At 40.9% G+C, this 19,295-nt stretch carries 22 protein-coding genes and 1 pseudogene; 13 read left to right on the plus strand and 10 right to left on the minus strand.

The features are described 5' to 3' along the window. Positions 1-88: 88 nt before the first annotated feature. A complete protein-coding gene (locus GZ22_RS07385) occupies positions 89-1,096 on the plus strand; it encodes an AraC family transcriptional regulator (RefSeq protein ID WP_038560627.1) in 1,008 nt (335 codons plus the stop codon). 26 nt (positions 1,097-1,122) lie between these two features. Continuing rightward, on the plus strand, positions 1,123-1,917 hold the full coding sequence (locus tag GZ22_RS07390) for an SDR family NAD(P)-dependent oxidoreductase (protein WP_038560632.1): 795 nt from the start codon (positions 1,123-1,125) through the stop codon (positions 1,915-1,917). Between the two features lie 138 nt (positions 1,918-2,055). Here the strand turns inward: GZ22_RS07390 and GZ22_RS07395 are convergent, their stop codons facing one another. From GZ22_RS07395 to hisJ, 5 genes are all read right to left on the minus strand, one after another. Continuing rightward, positions 2,056-2,667, minus strand: a complete 612-nt coding sequence (locus GZ22_RS07395; RefSeq protein WP_038560635.1) for a sugar O-acetyltransferase — start codon at positions 2,665-2,667, stop codon at positions 2,056-2,058. A gap of 90 nt (positions 2,668-2,757) precedes the next feature. After that, positions 2,758-3,957 carry an MFS transporter gene (locus GZ22_RS07400; RefSeq protein WP_038560637.1) on the minus strand — a complete coding sequence of 400 codons (1,200 nt, stop codon included), beginning with the start codon at positions 3,955-3,957 and terminating at the stop codon, positions 2,758-2,760. A 529-nt stretch (positions 3,958-4,486) separates the two neighbouring features. Beyond that, a complete protein-coding gene (locus GZ22_RS07405) occupies positions 4,487-5,509 on the minus strand; it encodes an aminopeptidase (RefSeq protein ID WP_245609704.1) in 1,023 nt (340 codons plus the stop codon). Then, on the minus strand, positions 5,457-5,735 hold the full coding sequence (locus tag GZ22_RS19145) for an aminopeptidase (RefSeq protein WP_245609705.1): 279 nt from the start codon (positions 5,733-5,735) through the stop codon (positions 5,457-5,459). The genes GZ22_RS07405 and GZ22_RS19145 overlap by 53 nt, the downstream gene beginning before the upstream one ends. A gap of 89 nt (positions 5,736-5,824) precedes the next feature. Beyond that, positions 5,825-6,652, minus strand: a complete 828-nt coding sequence (hisJ, locus tag GZ22_RS07410; protein WP_038560639.1) for a histidinol-phosphatase HisJ — start codon at positions 6,650-6,652, stop codon at positions 5,825-5,827. Positions 6,653-6,772: 120 nt separating this feature from the next. Here hisJ and GZ22_RS07415 point away from each other — a divergent pair, with 120 nt between their 5' ends. The 7 genes from GZ22_RS07415 to hisIE are packed head-to-tail and all read left to right on the plus strand — an operon-like array spanning position 6,773 to position 12,399. After that, on the plus strand, positions 6,773-7,891 hold the full coding sequence (locus GZ22_RS07415) for an ATP phosphoribosyltransferase regulatory subunit (RefSeq protein ID WP_038560641.1): 1,119 nt from the start codon (positions 6,773-6,775) through the stop codon (positions 7,889-7,891). After that, positions 7,888-8,508, plus strand: a complete 621-nt coding sequence (hisG, locus tag GZ22_RS07420; RefSeq protein ID WP_038560643.1) for an ATP phosphoribosyltransferase — start codon at positions 7,888-7,890, stop codon at positions 8,506-8,508. Before GZ22_RS07415 ends, hisG begins: the two co-directional genes overlap by 4 nt. Beyond that, positions 8,502-9,779, plus strand: a complete 1,278-nt coding sequence (gene hisD / locus GZ22_RS07425; protein ID WP_425427804.1) for a histidinol dehydrogenase — start codon at positions 8,502-8,504, stop codon at positions 9,777-9,779. Before hisG ends, hisD begins: the two co-directional genes overlap by 7 nt. A gap of 17 nt (positions 9,780-9,796) precedes the next feature. Beyond that, positions 9,797-10,384: an imidazoleglycerol-phosphate dehydratase HisB gene (hisB, locus tag GZ22_RS07430; protein WP_038560647.1), complete on the plus strand. Its 588-nt coding sequence runs from the start codon at positions 9,797-9,799 to the stop codon at positions 10,382-10,384. Beyond that, a complete protein-coding gene (hisH, locus tag GZ22_RS07435; protein ID WP_038560650.1) occupies positions 10,381-11,004 on the plus strand; it encodes an imidazole glycerol phosphate synthase subunit HisH in 624 nt (207 codons plus the stop codon). Before hisB ends, hisH begins: the two co-directional genes overlap by 4 nt. Further along, positions 11,001-11,759, plus strand: coding sequence for an imidazole glycerol phosphate synthase subunit HisF (gene hisF / locus GZ22_RS07440; RefSeq protein ID WP_038560653.1), 759 nt, complete (start codon positions 11,001-11,003; stop codon positions 11,757-11,759). Before hisH ends, hisF begins: the two co-directional genes overlap by 4 nt. Beyond that, positions 11,749-12,399, plus strand: a complete 651-nt coding sequence (gene hisIE, locus GZ22_RS07445) for a bifunctional phosphoribosyl-AMP cyclohydrolase/phosphoribosyl-ATP diphosphatase HisIE (protein ID WP_038560656.1) — start codon at positions 11,749-11,751, stop codon at positions 12,397-12,399. The genes hisF and hisIE overlap by 11 nt, the downstream gene beginning before the upstream one ends. Positions 12,400-12,452: 53 nt before the next feature. Here hisIE and GZ22_RS07450 read toward each other — a convergent pair whose 3' ends face one another. The 4 genes and pseudogenes from GZ22_RS07450 to GZ22_RS07460 all read right to left on the minus strand — a co-directional run bounded on the left by GZ22_RS07450 (position 12,453) and on the right by GZ22_RS07460 (position 14,083). After that, positions 12,453-12,764: a hypothetical protein gene (locus tag GZ22_RS07450; RefSeq protein ID WP_038560659.1), complete on the minus strand. Its 312-nt coding sequence runs from the start codon at positions 12,762-12,764 to the stop codon at positions 12,453-12,455. A 162-nt stretch (positions 12,765-12,926) separates the two neighbouring features. Next, positions 12,927-13,728 (minus strand): annotated as a pseudogene (locus GZ22_RS07455) (trans-sulfuration enzyme family protein). 29 nt (positions 13,729-13,757) lie between these two features. Then, positions 13,758-13,880 (minus strand): PLP-dependent transferase, encoded by a 123-nt coding sequence (locus tag GZ22_RS19105; RefSeq protein WP_084160812.1) that lies wholly within the window; start codon positions 13,878-13,880, stop codon positions 13,758-13,760. Continuing rightward, a complete protein-coding gene (locus GZ22_RS07460) occupies positions 13,877-14,083 on the minus strand; it encodes a hypothetical protein (RefSeq protein ID WP_038560663.1) in 207 nt (68 codons plus the stop codon). Before GZ22_RS07460 ends, GZ22_RS19105 begins: the two co-directional genes overlap by 4 nt. 132 nt (positions 14,084-14,215) lie before the next feature. On the opposite strand from GZ22_RS07460, the gene GZ22_RS07465 reads away from it, so the two are divergent. The 4 genes from GZ22_RS07465 (at position 14,216) to GZ22_RS07480 (ending at position 18,435) form a co-directional block, all read left to right on the plus strand. Further along, positions 14,216-15,178, plus strand: coding sequence for a TRM11 family SAM-dependent methyltransferase (locus tag GZ22_RS07465; RefSeq protein WP_038560666.1), 963 nt, complete (start codon positions 14,216-14,218; stop codon positions 15,176-15,178). A 123-nt stretch (positions 15,179-15,301) separates the two neighbouring features. Continuing rightward, on the plus strand, positions 15,302-16,075 hold the full coding sequence (locus tag GZ22_RS07470) for an SDR family NAD(P)-dependent oxidoreductase (RefSeq protein ID WP_038560670.1): 774 nt from the start codon (positions 15,302-15,304) through the stop codon (positions 16,073-16,075). Between the two features lie 674 nt (positions 16,076-16,749). Further along, positions 16,750-17,301, plus strand: coding sequence for a GNAT family N-acetyltransferase (locus tag GZ22_RS07475; protein ID WP_038560673.1), 552 nt, complete (start codon positions 16,750-16,752; stop codon positions 17,299-17,301). Positions 17,302-17,430: 129 nt separating this feature from the next. Further along, positions 17,431-18,435 carry an LLM class flavin-dependent oxidoreductase gene (locus GZ22_RS07480; protein WP_038560676.1) on the plus strand — a complete coding sequence of 335 codons (1,005 nt, stop codon included), beginning with the start codon at positions 17,431-17,433 and terminating at the stop codon, positions 18,433-18,435. Between the two features lie 256 nt (positions 18,436-18,691). Here the strand turns inward: GZ22_RS07480 and msrA are convergent, their stop codons facing one another. After that, positions 18,692-19,222, minus strand: coding sequence for a peptide-methionine (S)-S-oxide reductase MsrA (gene msrA, locus GZ22_RS07485; protein WP_038560679.1), 531 nt, complete (start codon positions 19,220-19,222; stop codon positions 18,692-18,694). Positions 19,223-19,295 lie beyond the last annotated feature (73 nt).

Here is a 19,295-nt window from a genome sequence, read left to right on the forward strand (position 1 = left end):
GGATTAAAATAAAATAGTATCCCCAATCATGTTGGCTTGAATTTTGCCAGGTTACGTAAATATGTCTATATAAAGAGAGGTGCAGGATATGACTTCACAAAGTAATATCAGAATTCCCGATGGACTCTGGGCGGGGTTTTCTAAACTAGGAATTAAGGTTCAAGAAGTTGTTAGAAAGGCAAAAATGCCTCTGACTGTTATAACCAAATCCGAGGTTACTACGGAACAATACATTGCATTATGGCAGGCTTTTTCTGACATTATTGATGACATAGAAGGTGGAATGCTTATGCTTCCAACAGCAATAGAAACTTCTCAATATCCACCACCTGTACTGGCTGCTTATCATGCTCGTGACTATAGGGATGCTTTAAACAGAATGGCTAGTTATAAAAAAATGTGTCCCCCGGAAAATATTCATATTGTAGAAGAAGGGAAGCAGTGCATTATCGAAGTTAGTTGGGATAGAACTGATATACCTGTTCCACCATTGCTAATTGGTACGTTACTTGTATTTCTACTAGAACTAGGACGTCGCGGCACAGGATTGCCTATAAAAGCAACCTCAGTAGAATTTACATATGCAATGAATCAAGTACAGGTGCTTGAAGATTACTTTGGCTGTCCTATTAAAACTGTTGCAGAACGTAATCGATTAATATTGGACAAAGACGATCTTGATCATCCATTTGTTTCATACAATGATGAATTACTAGATATTTTAACACCAGTTTTGGATCAAACATTAGAAAAACACACAGGTCGTCTCTCTATAACAGAGATAGTTAAGTGGATTTTAAAACGCAGCTTAACTAAGGAAAAACTAGATTTAAAAGATATAGCAAGTGAACTGGATATGAGTGAACGGACCCTTCAACGGCGGCTGACTGATGAACATACAAGTTTTAAAGAGCTTTTAAGGGAAGTACGTCATGAACAGGCGAGAGAATATTTAGCTAATCCATCTTTAGATCTTAAGGAAGTAGCTTTTCTTCTAGGTTATAAAGATCAAAGCTCATTTTATCGGGCCTTTCGTTTCTGGGAAGATAACACCCCCTTGAACTGGCGAGCTGAACATAAAATCAAACAATCTTAAATGAATACCCAAAGGAGAAAAACAAGATGGAAATGGCATTAAAAAATAAAACTGCTTTAGTTACTGGTTCTACCAAGGGAATAGGCAAGGCAATTGCTTTAGAATTGGCTAAGGAAGGGGTTAACGTTTTTGTAAATGGACGGAATGAAAAGGATGTTGAACGAGTTGTTAAGGAAATCAAATCAACTTGCCCAACCACTTCTCCTCAAAGTGCCACAGCTGATATTGTTGATTCTCATGAAAGAGAAGCATTATTTGAGAAGTTTCCTTATGTAGATATTTTAATTAACAATGTGGGCATCTATGAAATTATGCAATATGAAGATATAACCGATAGCGTATGGGAAAAATACTTCCGTTCCAATGTATTAGCTGCAAATGGCTTATCCAAATATTATTTACCGAAAATGTTGGGAAATAATGATGGCCGCATTCTATTTATTGCAAGTGAAGAAGCATCTATGCCTTCAGGACTAATGCCTCAATATAGTATGACGAAATCCATGGTCTTGTCTTTATCTAAGAGTCTATCCATTCTAACAAAAGGTTCCGAAGTTACTATTAATACAATTATGCCAGGACCAACTTTATCGGAAAATGTACAGCAAATTATTGAGGGAATATACAATGATAAGGACATCTCATTTGCTGATAAAGAAAAACATTTTATGATTAATAATCAACCTCAATCTGATATACAACGATTTATTAGACCAATTGAAATAGGAAGACTAGCTGCATTCTTATGCAGTCCTTATGCTTCTGCATTTAAGGGATCCCCAATCCGGATAGATGGAGGAATGATCCCAACCATTTATTAAAAACTGCTCTCTCTGCTTTTTATCAAGCCAATGCTTCTTCTGTCACGTCTTCTTGTGAGTTTCCAGACATTAAGTATAAAACTCAATAATATATAGCAAAAAGCCACACTTTAATTGAGTGTGGCTTCTTTCACCTTATTAGTTATCTGCTACTCTTAAATTCTTGAAATAAAATTCTTTGTCATGGTCAGTAATCTCTCTGAGTACTCGGCACGGATTTCCTACAGCTACAACATTTGAAGGAATGTCCTTTGTAACTATACTACCTGCACCAATGACTGTATTGTCTCCTACTGAAACACCTGGTAGAAGAATTGCACCAGCGCCTATCCAACAGTTTCTTCCTACAGTTACTGGTACATTAAATTGATATGCTTTTTCACGAAGTTCAGGTAAGATAGGGTGTCCAGCTGTTGCTATCGTTACGTTAGGACCTATCATTGTATAATCTCCAATATAGATATGGGTGTCATCAACTAAAGTTAGATTGAAGTTAGCATATACGTTATTTCCAAAGTGAACGTGGTTGCCACCCCAATTTGCATGAAAGGGGGGCTCAATATAGCAATTTTCCCCGATTTCAGCAAACATCTCTTTGAGCAAAGCCTCTCTCTTATCTATTTCGCTTGGACGCGTTTGATTAAAGTCGTATAGTCGTTCTAGGCATGCGTTTTGACGTTCTGCTAATTCTTTATTTCCTGGCAGATACATACTGCGATTGTGCAGGCTATCTTTAATATTTTTGTCCATATATATGACCTCGTTCCTTATTAGAAATAAGCAAAGATAGTAGTTGATATCTATTTTTACGTGATACTATTTCAGGTAGTTTAAAACGGATTATTGACTTAATCGTTCAGGCTCAACACTAACCTTACTTGCTCGAATTAGTATCAACCGACAGAACATTATTCCAGCTACGCATACTAGAAGAAAGTAAGGGAATATCAAAAAGGAAATATTCGACAGCGACTGTCCTAATAATGGTGCCACTAAAGTAGCACCTGTGTAAGCAAACGCCATTTGTATTCCCATTGCTGCTTGGGATTTATGTTTACCAAAATAAACGGGAGTTTGATGTAACATGGAAGGATAAATTGGTGCCAGACCCATCCCTATAATTATAAACGATAGAAGTGTAAAAATGATTGGTAATGGAAGTAACATAATCAATAAACCGAAAGCAGTCATAGAACAACCTAGCTGAATCAAAGATTCATTGTTAATGCGGATTGACAGAAATCCACTTAACATACGACCAGCTGTCATACCAACAAAGTATAAGGAGATCCAGCCAGCAGCATTTTCGGGTGGAATATCTTCTATTTTGACTAAGTAACTAGAACCCCAAAGCATTATGCAAGCTTCTGTAGATGCTATCAAGAAAAATGATGCCATTCCAAAGGTAGAGCCTTTTTTCTTAAACGAGTTCAGCAATCCTATCTTGCTTTCTGAATTGATTTCTTTCGTGTATTGAATATTATTACTATCAGTATCTTCGTATTTTTTCCACTTTGAAAGTGAAAATAGGAGCAGCAAGACTAATGCAAATTGTAGTAATGAAATGGTGAAATAACCACTTCTCCAAGAATTCCCCCAAAAAATCAATACTGATAAAATAACAGGACCGAGCAGGGCTCCAACTCCCCAGAAAGCATGTAACCAGTTCATATGTTTTGCTTCATAGTGAGTAGCAACAAACCTATTCAAAGCTGCATCTACCGCTCCAGCACCTAGACCCAATGGTATAGCACATAATAATAGCCATAAAAATGAAGGAGAAAATGAGAATCCAAGCAATGCAATAGCAGTCATAGATATACTTATTATAACGATCTTACCAGTGCCTAGGATTCTAATTAACTTATATGAAAACAGACTGGATACTATTGTTCCTATAGATATAATAATTGAAGCAATACCCGCATTCCCTATAGGAACACCCAGGTCAGTGTTCATAAGCGGCCATGCAGATCCCAGTATAGAATCAGGTAATCCTAAGCTAATAAATGATAAGTAAATTAAGAAAATGAAGAACATTATATCCTCCTATTCTTATAAAGGGCTCTTAAACTACAACTCCATGCACTCGATGCAATACCGAGTTAAAATGACTTACAAAGCATTCGTATGACCTTACTTAATTATATTTTTATTCATTGATCTCCTGCTTCATTCACTATATACGCGCATGAAATTAGCAGAAAAATGTCTCTGCTTGTAAAATCCTGTTTTAAGATGAGATCTTTTCTGTCCTTTAGCGTATTGCTTTCTGTTTATACCATCTCACAAAGCAGTAAAAAAAAGCCCAAATTCTCAACTTATATATTGAGAATTTGGGCTTTTCAAACCTTCCGCTAAAAATTAAAAAAGGCAGAATAGAAGAGTGCTCTTATCCTGCTTTCTTAGATCATGTTTTCTATTATAGTAAATTATCAACTTATCCATCCCTTAGATTGCTTTGTAATTAGAAGAGAGTGGATGGTAAAACTTATTAAAAAAACGTAGTACTATTTAAAGAGAATTATTTCATATCACTTCGTTAATAGATACCATTAAATCCTTATTATTAGAATTGAAACTCACCGTTTTTCATTAATAAAACTTCAGTTTCGCCTTCTTTCATACCTACCACGTTCATATCTTCGCTACCAAAGGCCATATTGACTAACAAAAGGGACGTATTCAGTCCAGCTTCCTTCAACGTTTTTCCAGATAGTTTGCTGCCATGTTGTAGGTTGGAAGGGGAAGCGTTGCCGATGCCTATATGGCAGGCCGTATTTTCATCAAACAAGGTGTTGTAAAAAAGCATATCAATCTGAGCTAGAGGAGAATGATTGGAGACTAAAGCAATTTCCCCTAGATAATGGGAACCTTCATCTGTTTCGATGAGACGATGTAACGCTTCCAGGCCAGTGTCTGCATCATAGGCCGTAATCCGTCCATCTTGAAAACTGAGGGAAAAATCACTGATGACCCTCCCCTCATAAACAAGCGGTTTCGTGGCTACGAGTTTGTCATTCACCTTATCTTTATGAGGGGCCGAAAATACTTCCTCTGTGGGAATGTTTGGAAAGAACTTGATTCCCTTGATATCTGTCACCCCTCCGCCGATAAAGACATGATTGTTAGGCATGTCGACGATGAGATCCGTTCCTAGGCTATTAGTAAAATGCAGGGCGTCAAACTGGCGAGCGTTTAGAAACGTTTTCCGGGACTCGAAGGCTCGATCATGTTTTTCCCAGTCTTTGATAGGATTTGTTCCATCTGCCCGCGCTCCTCTTAATATAGCTTGCCACAACGATTTCACGGCTTCTTCTTTATTTACGTGAGGAAATACTTTCGTGGCCCATGAGAAGGACGGGGCAGCTAGAAGACACCAGCGTACCTCGTGGGACCTAATCTTTGCATAATAATCCTCTAACTTGGTGCGGAAAGACTTTTGAAAACGGCTGATCCGTTCTGGGGAAACATCCTTAAAGACATCGAAGTTTTCAGAAATAATATGGATGTAGGCAGCACCCGCATCGTCCCACTCCTTAAAGCGGGTGCTGCCAGTCGGGAAAGTGATCGATTGCATCATCTGTGGCATGTAAGTAAAATGCTTTGGTAGACTGTTCGTCTGTCCAGTCCATCACCACATTTGATGCCCCCGCTGCATAGGATGCCGTTTGGATAAGACGTGCAAAAGTTACATTTTTTAAGTCACTGTGAATAACCACTAATTGATTTTTTTGCACATTCACACCAATTCGTACCGCAAGCTCAGCATACTTTTGCAAATGTTCTTCACTAACAAGCTCATATATTTCTTTCACACACGCTGCTCCTAACTTTTTATTCCTTGATAAAATTTTGAATTACGCTTAACGTTGTAAATCCGCATTTTCCTGATGCTATCCCTTATTCACATATGTAAGCCCTGCGGTAGTTGGAGAGAATAAGCAGATAATTGCTCAAAACCTTTGCCAATTCCCGCAGCAGCATGGCTATCAGAACCAGGAACTAGCGGAATATCCAACTTTTCAGCGTATGCTATAAGCTCGGCTGACGGATAAATCTCCTTACATAATGGCTTATACAGACCAGCTGTATTCACATCAAGTTCATATCCTTTTTTCTTAATAATTTCTAGAAGGTGCTGTTGTACCTCTAAAAAGTCAGCTGGTTTAGGATAAGCTAGCTGAAACTTCTGAATGAGCGTAATGTGACCAATCCTTTTTGGTTTGAAGGGACCGAGTTCAGCTTCTACCGAAGATGTAAGACTGTTATAGTAGGCGATGTACAATGGTGTCAGTCCGCCAAATGCATCAGCAGCACGCCCAAATTCCTCTTCACTATAATCTATACAGAAAAAAGACTTATCCGGTGCTTGCAGCATATGAACAGAAAGAATACCATCATCCATTTCTGGACCGTACGTATCAAGGAAAGTTTGTGTTTCTTGTTCGTAGCCTCTGATATAATCAACTTCAAAGCCGATATTTATTTGCAAATCATTTTTATACTTTTTTTGCAGTGTTTTTCCTTCAATTATATAAGCTTCAACCTTGTTCCGATCCATGGTGCTGTCACGATGTGGAGCGGGATCTGTAAAGCTTTCCGGGAGCGGAGCATGTTCTGTAAATGATAAATGGGTGAGTCCTTTTTCGATTGCCTGCAATACATAGGCTTCCATTTTATCGTCTGCGCCGTGCTGACAATACTGGGTATGTACGTGAAAATCTCCTGGCATAGTTTTGTTCCTTTCGTTATGTGTTGACGTTAGTATCTCATTATGTTACATTCAAATCAACAGAAATCCTTTATCTAAGTAAAGTGGTAGAATGATAAAGAAAGAATCGGAGGCTTATAGATGTTCTTACCAGCAGGAAGCCGTGATTTGACAGGTCGACAGCTTGTCAATCGTGTTGCCATATATGAAAAATTCCAGTCTGTCGTGAATTTACGAAATTATCAAGCGATTGAAACACCTGTTATTGAGTATAGCACAACATTTACCAATCCATATGCGGGTATGACGCTTAAAAAGATGCTCAAATGGTTTGATGAAGAAGGGGAAATCGAAGTACTGCGTCCGGATTGGACGATTGCTGTTGCTCGTGCACTTGCGAATCAGCAGTCTAATCAGCAAAAATGGGCTTATGCTGGATCTGTTTTCAAAAAGGATCATGCAGGTGTCGAAAGTCATCAGGCTGGCATTGAAATCATCCGGACCCCAGGTCTGTTTGGAGAATATGAAAGTTTGTTTACGGCGGTCCGCTTCCTACGGGAACTAGGATTGCAGCAGTATAGCATTGAGCTAGGACATACGGAAATCTTTGAGACGTTCATTTCTTCGCTAAAACTTGATGAAGCTGCTGCTTCTCAGATTAGACAAGCGATGCACGATAAGCGAAAAGATGAAGTATATCGTCTTGTTAAAGAAACAGGAAATGAAGAGACAGCCGAAGCAGTCGCTGCATTAGCAGATGCATTTGGCGGAACAGCTATATTAGATAAATTTGCTGGGGAGTGGGAAAATAACTCTAAATTATTACCTGTAATCCAAGAGCTTCAGCAGCTTGCAGCTGCTCTTGAAGAGCTTGGTCAGGATGTCATCGTCGACCTGGGTCGTGTAAAGCAGCTTCCATATTACAATGGTGCCATGTTTAGAGGTTTCCTTGCTGATAGTGGCGCAGAATGCTTCTCTGGCGGCAGATATGACGAGCTGTACGAGCAGTTTGGCGGAAAAATGAGCGCTGTCGGCTTGGCATTTGATATGGATGTACTAGCGACTGCACTGCCAGCACCAGAGAAACAAGAACGCATATGTTTGCTGACAGATGAGAAAGGTTTGATAGCAGCTGAAGCGTTACGTTATAAATATCCAGATGCGGTAGTAGACGTCAGGACAGAAGCAACAGCCGAAAATTACGATCGAGTTTATAAAGTGGTTCAGAGCGGAGAAGGATATGAGGTGGTAGAAAAATGAAACCAGTCATCGCGTTAACTAAAGGTCGAGTCGAAAAGCAATTTCTCGCATACTTGGAGGAACGAGGCGTTGACAGTACTCCATTGGTAGAAAAAGGACGTAAACTAAGTGTTGAAACAGATCAAGCAATCTATTTCTTCGCTAAGGGCGTGGACGTGACAACGTATGTACAGCATGGTATCGCAGACCTTGGAATTGTAGGAGAAGACATCATTGCTGAATTCCAGCCTGATGTATTCAATCTCTTCCCACTACCATTCGGAGCTTGTAAAATGGCGGTTGCTGCTGAGAAGGACAAAGTTTGGCCGGACCGGAAGAAACGAATTGCCAGCAAATACACCAATATCACGAAACAATATTACTTAGAAAAAGGCGAGTCGGTCGATATCATCAAGCTGGAAGGGTCAGTAGAATTGGCGCCGCTGCTTGGATTGGCTGATGCCATTGTCGATATCGTCGAAACTGGCACAACCTTAAAAGAAAATGGTTTGGAAGTGATCGAAGATATCCAGCACTTCACGGCCAGAGTTATTGCTAACCGTTCATCTTTAAAAATGAAACGTAATATCCTTCAGCCATACCTTTCTGTTTTACAGGAAGAGGTGGCACAATCATGAAAAAACTAACAAGCAAACAATTTCTGGAACAGTTTTGCACCAGGAAAGCAGATAGCGGTTTTGATCCTAAGGTGCTCCAGGCTGTATCGGCTATTTTAAACGATGTCCGGCTGGAAGGTGATCAGGCTGTTCAGAAATACACGGAGCAATTCGATGGTACAACATCAGATCAGCTTCTAGTTTCAGAAGTCGAGATACAAGAAGCAAAAGCCAACGTAGCACCTGAAACACTGACTGCTTTAAAGGAAGCTGCAGCGAATATCCGGATCTTTCATGAAAAGCAAGTTACTCCGTCCCGTATAATGGCTGCTGAAGAAGGCAAACAGCTCGGGCAGCTGGTCCTGCCGATGGAGCGAATCGGTATCTACGTACCTGGAGGCACAGCGGTATATCCGTCGACAATTCTGATGAATGCCATTCCAGCACGTCTGGCAGGTGTAAAGGAAATCATCATGGTGACACCAGTGAAAGACAACGGTGATATCGCACCTGTTTTGGTGGCAGCAGCTGAAATCGCCGGTGTAGATAAGATATATAAGATTGGCGGCGCTCAAGCTATTGGAGCTCTGGCTTACGGAACAGATAGCATAGCTCCAGTCGATAAAATTGTAGGACCCGGTAATGCGTATGTTGCTGCGGCGAAGATGCTTGTCTTTGGTCAAGTAGGTATCGATATGATTGCCGGTCCATCCGAAGTGGCTGTCATCGCAGACGAAACTGCTGATCCTGCATTTATCGCAGCAGATTTACTGGCTCAGGCAGAACATGATGAAAATGCAAGAGTTGTCCTTTTAACAAACAGTGAGGATTTGATTCAATCAGTAGAAAAAGAGCTGGAGAGCCAGCTGGAAGATATGCCTCGTAAAACAATAGCAAGCGCTGCAATACATGGGGATAGTGCTCTTGTTCTGACAGATTCTGTTGAGGAAAGCTTCGAGCTTTCGAATGCTTTTGCTCCAGAACACTTGGAAATCCAGACAGCTGATTCGTTATCGACTTTAGGAAAGATAAAACATGCTGGATCAGTTTTCCTTGGTTCCTATGCTCCTACAGTACTCGGTGACTATTACGGCGGAACTAATCACGTATTGCCGACAAACGGCACAGCAAGATTCTCATCAGGACTCAGCGTGGATGATTTTATTAAGAAAACGACATACACGTATTACAATAAAGAAGCATTGCAGCATGCTAGAACGGCTATCACACAGCTGACTGAGGAAGAACAGCTGATTGGCCACGGTAAATCAATCAATATCCGGTTCAAATGAGACAGGGGGATGCAATAATGCGTACAGCAGAAAAAGCTCGTAAAACATTCGAAACAGACATCAATATGCAGGTGAATCTGGATGATAACAGTAACATTTCTATCAATACAGGAGTAGGGTTCTTCGATCACATGCTGACACTGTTCGCAAGTCATGCCAGAATAGGACTAGTTGTAGAAGCAAAAGGAGATTTACATATCGATAGTCACCATACAGTGGAAGATACCGGTATTGTGCTCGGGCAGCTGGTGAAAGAAGCGCTTGGTACAAAGGAAGGCATCAATCGCTACGGCAATGCATTTGTGCCGATGGATGAAACATTAGGCTTTGTAGCTCTAGATATTAGCGGGCGTCCATTCCTTGTTTTTGATGCTGAGTTCGAAAATCCTAAACTGGGGAACTTTGATACAGAGCTGGTACGCGAATTTTTCCAAGCGTTTTCTGTACACGCTAGTATTACGTTGCACGCAAAGGTTCATTATGGATCCAATACACATCACAAAGCGGAGTCCTTGTTCAAAGCTCTTGGCCAGTCACTGGCTGTCGCTATTAAAGTGAATCCTGATATCAAAGGTGTCAATAGTACGAAAGGGATGATTGAATGATCGCAATCGTCGATTACGGCGTCGGCAATGTCGCGAGCGTTGCCAATGCCTGCAAACAGCTAGGATATGAAACGATCCTGACGGATAAGAAAGAAGAATTCGAGCAAGCAACGCATATTATCCTGCCAGGCGTGGGGTCTTTTCGAGCAGCGATGGAGGAAATCAACAAGCGTGACTTACGTGAACTGCTTCTTGATTTAGCTGCACGTAAGCCGTTCATTGGTATTTGTGTCGGCATGCAGCTGTTATTTGAGAAGGGCTTTGAACATGGCGAAACAGAAGGACTGGGGCTTATTCCAGGAACAGTTGATAAAATTGAAACAAAGCATCTGCTTCCTCATATTGGCTGGAATGCACTTGAAGTAAGCGAAAGCTTCCCAACTTACACAGAACAAAATGGCAAGCATGTCTACTTCGTGCACAGCTACCAGGCAAACACACCGGAAGAATATATTGTTGCAAGCACGGAATACGGTACACAAATTCCTGCAATCGTGCAAAATGGGAATATTTGCGGTATCCAGTTCCACCCGGAGAAAAGTGAAAAAGTTGGTCAGCTTCTGCTGCAGAGTGTGTTCGAGAGCAGTCAGAAGGCTTATAGCAAGGAGGAAAGTATATGATCGCAAAACGAATTATTCCTTGTCTGGATGTAAAAGACGGAACTGTCGTAAAGGGAACGAATTTCGTCTCTTTGCGTGAACTTGGTGATCCTGTTGTTATGGCTGCGGCTTATTCGAAAAGCGGCGCTGATGAAATTGTCTTTCTTGATATTTCGGCAACACATGAAGGCCGTGCGACGATGATGGATATTGTGCGCCAAACTGCATTGCATGTGTTTGTGCCTTTCACTGTTGGAGGCGGTGTTCGGACGATTGAGGATATGAAGACCATGCTGCAGGCAGGCGCGGATAAAGTAGCTGTTAACTCGGCAGCAGTTGTCGATCCAGAACTGATCACTAAAGGGGCAGAAAAGTTCGGTTCCCAATGTATCGTTGTTGCCATCGATGCGAAGCGCTTTGATGACGGCTGGCACGTTGTAACACATGGCGGTCGTAAAGATACTGGTATAGACGCTATAGAATGGGCGAAAGAAGCAGAAGCAAGAGGTGCAGGGGAGATATTGCTGACAAGCATGGATGCTGACGGTGTGAAAACCGGCTACGATCTGCCGCTGACGAAAGCAATAGTTGAGGAAGTTCGCATTCCGGTAATTGCTTCAGGAGGCTGCGGCAGCCCTGAACATATAACAGAAGTATTCCAGGAAACAGATGTATCTGCAGCTCTTGCAGCATCCATTTTCCATGATAAAACCTTCAGCATCGAAGAAGTGAAACAAAGCTGCCAACAGGAAGGGGTACGTATTCGTGAAGCCTGATTTTAGCAAAGGACTTGTCCCTGCGATCGTGCAGGACAGCCAGACCAAGCAAGTACTCATGCTTGCTTATATGAATGAAGAAGCGTATCTGAAAACAGTAGAAACGAAAGAAACATGGTTCTATTCCCGCTCGCGAGAGGAGCTTTGGAATAAAGGGGCGACCTCCGGCAACACCCAGCAGGTTGTCGATATGAAGCTGGATTGTGACAATGATACAATCCTGATCAGTGTCATACCAGAAGGACCAGCGTGTCACACTGGGGAAGTGAGCTGTTTCTTCAACGAAACACCAATTACTGGTGATACAGAGGAAAAAGCGAATATATTCAAGACAGTTATGGATGAAGCAGAAGACCGGAAAAAGCACCCTGTAGAGAATTCCTATACAAACTACTTGTATAACAAGGGTGTAGATAAAATTGGCAAGAAAGTAATTGAAGAAGCTGGTGAAGTCGTTATTGCTGCAAAGAATGATGATCCAGAGGAATTGGTTGCCGAAGTAAGCGACTTGCTGTATCACAGCTTTGTTTTGCTCGCTAATCAAGGAGTCAGTCTGCAAGAAGTTGAAGCAGAGCTAGCACGCCGGTTCCAGAAGAAAGGCAATAATAAAGGAGAGCGTCCGCCGATAGAAGAGTGGTGACGCTCTTTTTTCATCTTACCTTATGCTTAATTTGTAAGAGAGAAGCTTTCTTATCAATGACTTGTTCCGTTGTTATTTCTTCTGCTTAAGGTATAAATACCAGCTAATAAAGTCATAGCACCCGGAATTAAATATAGGCCAGCAAGCGCATAAAATCCGGTTGCTGAAGTTAGTATTAGTAACCAGCCAGCCAGCAATGATCTTTTATTTACAAGGAAAGAGCAAACGATAGCAACGATTCCGCTAAACACCCCTAAAAACCAAATGTTACCGAATGTGTACGAATCGTCGATGACAGCAAATAACTGCGCTATTATTGAAAATAGCAGTCCTACGATACCTCCGATTAGAGCTACATGCTTCATGTTTGTTCCCCTCTCAAATGTATGAAATGAACGGAAATTGAAAACTTGAAGTAACAGCTATGCTAACTGATAAAAAGAATACATTGAATAATATACTATTATTCAACTTATCACAAAATCACTGGATATTACATAGACAAGCTACAATACGATTGCTACTGTTCATGCTAAAGCTTGCTTTAAATCCTGTATTAGCTCATTCGGATCTCCTTGCCCATTAGATATCCGGATCAGCCCTGGGCTGGTAAATTCCTTTTTCAACTGTTCAGCATTATTCCCGTAGTTAGGAGACATGATCAAGCTCTCAAAGGAACCCCACGATACACCAATTTGAAATACTTGCTTTATTTATAACCTCTTTCACCGTTCCATAGCTTGCATTCTTAAGCGTAAAGCTTAATAATCCAGAGTATCCTGTTAGTTGCCCTTGTCCTAGTTCATAGTCAGGGTGATATGGCAGTCCAGAATAATGAACTGCCTCAACAGCTGAATGAGATTCTAAGAACTTCGCAACTTTAAGCGCATTCACTGTATGTCTTGCCATGCGTTTAGGTAAAGTTCGTAGGCTGCGTAATAGCTGGGAAGCTTCTTGAGGAGGCATTATTCCTCCAAATAAAATGAATTCATAGGTGAACAGTTTACTTATAATCTGCTTATTCGATATTACCACTCCTCCCATTAAATCGCTGTGTCCACCTAAATACTTCGATGTGGAATGTACTACGATATCAATGCCGTGTGTTAAAGGTTTTTGAAAGAGCGGTGTTGCCCAGGTATTGTCAATAATCGTTCGAATTCCTTTGTTTTTGGCCAAGCTGGCAAGTGCCTTTAAATCAACCAGCCTGAAATTATGGTCAGTAGGGCATTCTAAATAAATTACTTTTGTAGTAGGCAGCAATGCTTGTTCAATAGCGGCAATGTCTGTTAAATATATAACAGAGGGCGATCCATTGAACTTTTCCATATATGAAGTAAATCCATAGAAGAGAAGTATCACAATACGTGATCTCCCCACTTAAGACTGTTAACTAATGTAGCGCTAATGGCTGCCATTCCAGAAGCGAAGCATTTACAGGCTTCCCAGCGTTCCAGCTCAGCTAATTTCTGTTCAGCTATTTGTACTGTTGGGTTCGTTCCCCGTGTATAACAAAATAGTTTTGTTCATTCGACACTGCTTTCCCTAATTCTTCAAAGGTAGGGTAAACGAATAGAGTATTGCTAAATGTCGGCGAAATAATTGCACCATTATAGCTATTCGGGACTTCGCCGGAATGCATGCATATTTCGATATCCTTCAATCTTTCCTCACTATTTGCCATTGTTTACGCTCCTAGATTTTTCTAGTTTCATTATGTGGATTTTAAAATTTCTCATACTTTTTAAGTTGAATCCTTTTCTTTTGGTATAATGGTTTTTTAACAAGAATACGGGCTTAAAGAAAGGCTTAAAGTATGGAAAATCGAAGTATCGAAATAAATGAATATTTATATGTATATACAATGGGTCTGGAAGAAAGATCACTTTGCAGGTTAGAGCAAAGAATGCTTTTTGGACAAGAAACAGACAACCTTATTAAAAGTACAAGAATGGTTGAACCAAGCAGAAGTCCATTTATAAAAGGAAGACTTTCTATTCTTTATTACGGGGACTCTATTGAAGAGATTGTTAAACAAGTAAGCCAGATTGAACTTGATAACAAAACCTTCAAGGTTGTTTATATTAAAATTAATGATCTTCCCAAAAACCAGAAGATTGAATTTGAGGACCAGCGAGTAATTGAGAAGGAAGTTGGATGGAATATTATAGGTGAGGCAGAAATGCGGAACCCTGATGTTCTGTTTGGCATTATCCCTTTCCAAGGACGCTGGTATTTCGGCAGCTATCTAGATAGTGAATCTGTATGGCTACATCATGCTAAAAAACCTCAGGAATACTCGACAGCACTAAGTACCCGTCTAGCAAGAGCTGTTGTGAATATTGCGGCTCCAGACCCAGCAGGTGTTAGTATTATAGATCCTTGCTGCGGAATCGGCACAGTACTTGTGGAAGCTCTTTCGATGGGTGTAGCAATAAACGGAGCTGATCGCAATCCGCTGGCTGTTAAAGGTGCCCGAGAAAATATCGCCCACTTTAACTACCATGGAGAAGTGGTTGTTCAAGATATTGCAGAGCAAGAAGGTCACTACGATATCGCGATTGTTGATATGCCTTACAATCTCTATTCCAGTGCGACAGTGGAAGAACAGTACACAATTATTAAGCATGCCAGAAGAATTGCCGACAGAGTGGTTATTCTTACTATAGAAGATATGGACGAGATGATTTTGAAGGCTGGCTTTACAATAGTGGATCGATGTGTTGCTAACAAGGGGTTGAATGCGTTGTTTTCGAGGCAGGTCATTGTGTGTGAGTAGGAAAAACTATCAATGTTTACTTGAATCTTGATAGCTATAGAACACATTTAAATAGTTACATATGTTTTATATACCCAGTAAAAGGTAATAGAAATAAGGACCTATTTTACTGGAGGGATAAAAATGAATGCGTATACATTTGATGGGAAAATTGCAATAGTTACTGGAGCGGCTTCAGGTATTGGATATGCAATCTCGGAACAATTATTGAAAAACGGAGCCACCGTTTTGGGTGCTGACGTAAATGAAGAAAAACTTACACAGTTAAAAGAAGAATTAGGGGATAGCTTTATTGGAGTTAAAACGGACGTTACAAAGTCGGCTGATCAGGAAGCACTTGTGAAGCAAGCAGTAGAACAGTTTGGACAAATTGATTTTGCTTTTAATGTTGCGGGTGCTAATAAATCTGGAACGATAACTGATATTTCTGAAGAAGATTGGCGCTTTACCACAGACCTTATTTTACATGGTGTTTTTCTAGGAATGAAGCATCAGGCAGCTCAAATGAAAAAGCAAAATCAGGGGGCCATTGTGAATATCTCCTCCCTAAATGCCCATGTACCAATGTATGGAGGTGCTGCGTACGCTTCAGCCAAGTCTGCGGTGGAGATGCTGACCAAAAACGGGGCTTTGGAGCTAGCTCGTTACAATATAAGGGTGAATGCTATTCTGCCGGGTCTAGTAGAAACGCCTCTTACAACCAACTTTACCGAAGACAAGTCATTGAATGAAGCGTTTATGGAGAGAATTCCAATGCAGCGGGCAGCAACCCCGACAGAAATTGCTAAGCCTTCCATATTTCTTGTAAGCGAGGATGCAAGTTATATAAATGGTACAAGTTTAGTAGTGGATGGGGCATGGGAGGTTAGCGGTTATCCGGATTTAAGTAAGTTCTGATAGTTGTGTCTTGTGAGAGTGCAGATTTCTGCACTCTTTTTTGAATAACATCAGGAGTAAAACTGGGCATTTCACTGTTCGTGGATAGTCATTCTCAATCCTGATTAGGGCTTACATGAGGATCGAGTCTTTTTAGACGCTCATAAGGTTGTACTTCCCATGCTTCATAAGAAACGGAATGATTCCAATTTAGGCAGTCCAGTGTACGAGACTTTATATGTGGACGGGTTATATATTCGCCGATATTTTCCTCTGTAAGCTTTATGAATTCGGCCTCTTTGATCTCTTCTGGCTGTTTTTTCTGTTGTCCTCCTTCTTATGTCACCTTGTACATCACATAATAGATGACTTATTACGTTGTATAAACACCTGTTACACAGATGGGCTCAATGGTTACTCCTGTTTCTTCCAATACCTCCCTGCATAACCTGAATGAAAAAAGTAATGAAGTTGTGATTTACTTTTCTGAATGCCTTATAATGAAAACGTAATCATAGGGAGTTTAGGTTGCGATTGTCACTTGACGCAGCACAAGGTAACAAATATGACACTCCAGAGTATTTTTAAAGAAAGGGTTAAGATTAAACACTCTTTTCTCAGAATACATAAATAGTGAATCGAATCATTTGGGCCTCGATGGACAAGGCATAGAATCGAATAAGGAGCTGACTTAAATGAAAAGAATTTCTCTTAGTATGGCGAGAGAAGATTTGTTGCATATTCCTCAATATCCGCTTCCTGATGGATATCGAATTAGGTTATTTGAGAAAGGTGATGAACATCATTGGGCACGTGTGGAAGCAAGTGTAGATGAATTTGAAAATAAAGAATCTGCACTAGAATACTTTCATAAAGAATTTGGGGCCTATATTGATGAAATGACAAGTAGGTGTGTGTTCATTGAGAATGAACATGGAGAAGTGATTGGAACCACAACGGCATGGTATGGAAACTTAAAAGACGATGAAGAAATATTAGGGAGAATTCATTGGGTGGGAATTGTTCCTGCATACCAAGGAAAAAAACTATCCAAACCTTTGCTAAGTGCAGCTATGAATATCTTGGCCAACTATCATTCAAAGGCCTATCTTACTTCGCAAACAACAAGTTACCAAGCGATTAATATGTATTTAAATCATGGATTTAAACCGTTCATCACATCTCCAAGCTGTCATGAAGCCTGGTCCTTGGTAGAGGATACTTTAGAGCGAAAAATATTAACCTAAGTTACCTGATTTGAGTGTTTACGATATCTCCCTTGAAAAGTACCTTTAGCGTTATTGAGCGAATATCTTGTATGCTTCCTACCACTTTACCTAAAATAAAAAGGAGAAGAGCAGAGAAGAGGTGGGCGCATGAAGCTTAGCGTATTAGATCAGGCACCGGTCAGAAGAGGTGTAACGCCAGAAGAAGCACTGCAGGAAAGTGTAGAACTGGCTCAGCACGCAGAGATATTAGGCTATGAGCGCTATTGGTTTGCAGAGCATCATAATACAAATGGTTTAGTTAGCGTCGCGCCTGAAATTATGGCAACGCGGATTGCTAGTGCGACGAATAAAATAAAAGTTGGTACAGGCGGCGTGCTACTGCCGCAGTATAGTCCTTTAAAAGTGGCAGAAACTTTTCATACAATAGCCGGACTTTTTCCTGGGCGAGTGGATCTTGGTGTTGGCCGTTCGCCTGGCGGAACTGAACAGACCCGAAGTGCTTTGGCAGATGGGGCAGAAAGCGGGATGGGTGAATTTCCGAGAAAGCTAGAGGAACTGCAAGGGTTCCTACATAATTCCCTTCCTCGCGAGCATGCCTATCGTTCAATCAAAGCATCCCCGCGTGTCAAAGAGCCAGCACCTTTGTGGGTACTTGGTTTATCGGAAGGCAGTGCCAAGCGAGCGGCAGAACTTGGCATCGGTTTTGTGTTCGGTCACTTCATCAGTCCTGCTAAGCCGGATGCAATGCCTATATATAAGGAAGAATTCCGTCCGTCTGTCACAAGGGAAAAGCCATATGGTATTGTTTGTATATTTGTTGTATGTGCAGAGACAGAGGAGAAGGCGGAAGAACTAGCGGAGAGTCAGGATCACTGGCTGCTGAGTGTCGGAAAGGGACGAGATACGCAGATTCCCTCACCTGACCTCATACAAAAGCGACAGCTTACTGAAACTGATAAAGAAACAATCCGTCAAAACCGGAAGCGCTGTGTTATTGGAACGCCTGCGAAGGTTAGGGAAGAGCTGGAGAGGCTACAGGAGGAATATCAAGCCGACGAGTTCATGCTGATTACCAACATCTACGATAAAGAAGCAAAATGGAAATCATATGAGCTGATCAAGAACGAAATTGACCATAATAATATTATGTAAACTGTAAGATGAAATGAAATCATTACTCTTAAAAAGGGGTGAAAAACTTTGAATGTTTCCGAACAATCAATTGTTTTATCATCTCTTTGGTAGGCTACTTGTTTGTTGGAGGAGTAAAGTTTTACTTTGGTAGGAAGTCCAAGAAGGGCTGAATGGAAGTAAGCGTCCATTTTATGATGAAACATAAAAGAAGCAGGCATTCCAAGCTGATTGGTAAATGCCTGCTTGATTTATTGTAACTTGATTTATTCGTATCTTATTTATCCCAATGTTCTTCGATGAACTCATCACGGCCGGATTTGGCGCGGTCTTCTTCGTAGGCTTCTTTTTCCTTCTTATAAAAGTCCTGATGATAGTCCTCAGCAGGGTAGAAGACAGAAGCAGGCAAAATCTCTGTTACAATCGGCTGCTTGAACTTTCCGCTTTCTTCAATTGCTTTCTTGGAGAACTGTGCGAGTTCTGCTTGTACATCATCATGATAGAAGATAGCTGTTCGGTATTGGTCACCGCGATCCTGGAACTGGCCGCCTGCATCGGTAGGATCGATTTGAGGCCAATAGAGATCCACTATTTGCTTGTACGTTATTTTCGTAGGGTCATAAGTGATTTCGACAGCTTCATAATGTCCTGTCGTACCTGTTTTCACTTGTTCGTATGTCGGATTCTCGACATGTCCTCCAGTATAGCCGGAGATGACTGATTCAACGCCGTCCCATTGATCAAACGGCTTTACCATACACCAGAAGCATCCTCCTGCGAATGTTGCTTTAGCAAAGTTTGTTGTCATAATTAATAGCTCCTTCCTGGTGCGATATGACTTATTTTACCCTATATAAATGACTTGTACTAGTATGGTAAAC

Origin of the sequence: Terribacillus saccharophilus (assembly GCF_000725365.1) — a bacterium.
Taxonomy (GTDB): domain Bacteria; phylum Bacillota; class Bacilli; order Bacillales; family Amphibacillaceae; genus Terribacillus; species Terribacillus saccharophilus.

Bases quoted from the DNA above. Each gene is read 5' to 3' on its own strand.
- GZ22_RS07450 (WP_038560659.1), bottom strand. From the start codon at position 12,764: ATGAAGCATGTAGCTCTAATCGGAGGTATCGTAGGACTGCTATTTTCA.
- hisF (WP_038560653.1), top strand. From the start codon at position 11,001: ATGATCGCAAAACGAATTATTCCTTGTCTGGATGTAAAAGACGGAACT.
- GZ22_RS07460 (WP_038560663.1), bottom strand. From the start codon at position 14,083: ATGGCAAATAGTGAGGAAAGATTGAAGGATATCGAAATATGCATGCAT.
- GZ22_RS07475 (WP_038560673.1), top strand. From the start codon at position 16,750: ATGAAAAGAATTTCTCTTAGTATGGCGAGAGAAGATTTGTTGCATATT.
- GZ22_RS07390 (WP_038560632.1), top strand. From the start codon at position 1,123: ATGGAAATGGCATTAAAAAATAAAACTGCTTTAGTTACTGGTTCTACC.
- hisH (WP_038560650.1), top strand. From the start codon at position 10,381: ATGATCGCAATCGTCGATTACGGCGTCGGCAATGTCGCGAGCGTTGCC.
- GZ22_RS07405 (WP_245609704.1), bottom strand. From the start codon at position 5,509: ATGCCACAGATGATGCAATCGATCACTTTCCCGACTGGCAGCACCCGC.
- hisJ (WP_038560639.1), bottom strand. From the start codon at position 6,652: ATGCCAGGAGATTTTCACGTACATACCCAGTATTGTCAGCACGGCGCA.
- GZ22_RS07395 (WP_038560635.1), bottom strand. From the start codon at position 2,667: ATGGACAAAAATATTAAAGATAGCCTGCACAATCGCAGTATGTATCTG.
- msrA (WP_038560679.1), bottom strand. From the start codon at position 19,222: ATGACAACAAACTTTGCTAAAGCAACATTCGCAGGAGGATGCTTCTGG.
- GZ22_RS07400 (WP_038560637.1), bottom strand. From the start codon at position 3,957: ATGTTCTTCATTTTCTTAATTTACTTATCATTTATTAGCTTAGGATTA.
- GZ22_RS07470 (WP_038560670.1), top strand. From the start codon at position 15,302: ATGAATGCGTATACATTTGATGGGAAAATTGCAATAGTTACTGGAGCG.
- GZ22_RS07385 (WP_038560627.1), top strand. From the start codon at position 89: ATGACTTCACAAAGTAATATCAGAATTCCCGATGGACTCTGGGCGGGG.
- hisB (WP_038560647.1), top strand. From the start codon at position 9,797: ATGCGTACAGCAGAAAAAGCTCGTAAAACATTCGAAACAGACATCAAT.
- hisG (WP_038560643.1), top strand. From the start codon at position 7,888: ATGAAACCAGTCATCGCGTTAACTAAAGGTCGAGTCGAAAAGCAATTT.
- GZ22_RS07465 (WP_038560666.1), top strand. From the start codon at position 14,216: ATGGAAAATCGAAGTATCGAAATAAATGAATATTTATATGTATATACA.
- GZ22_RS07415 (WP_038560641.1), top strand. From the start codon at position 6,773: ATGTTCTTACCAGCAGGAAGCCGTGATTTGACAGGTCGACAGCTTGTC.
- GZ22_RS07480 (WP_038560676.1), top strand. From the start codon at position 17,431: ATGAAGCTTAGCGTATTAGATCAGGCACCGGTCAGAAGAGGTGTAACG.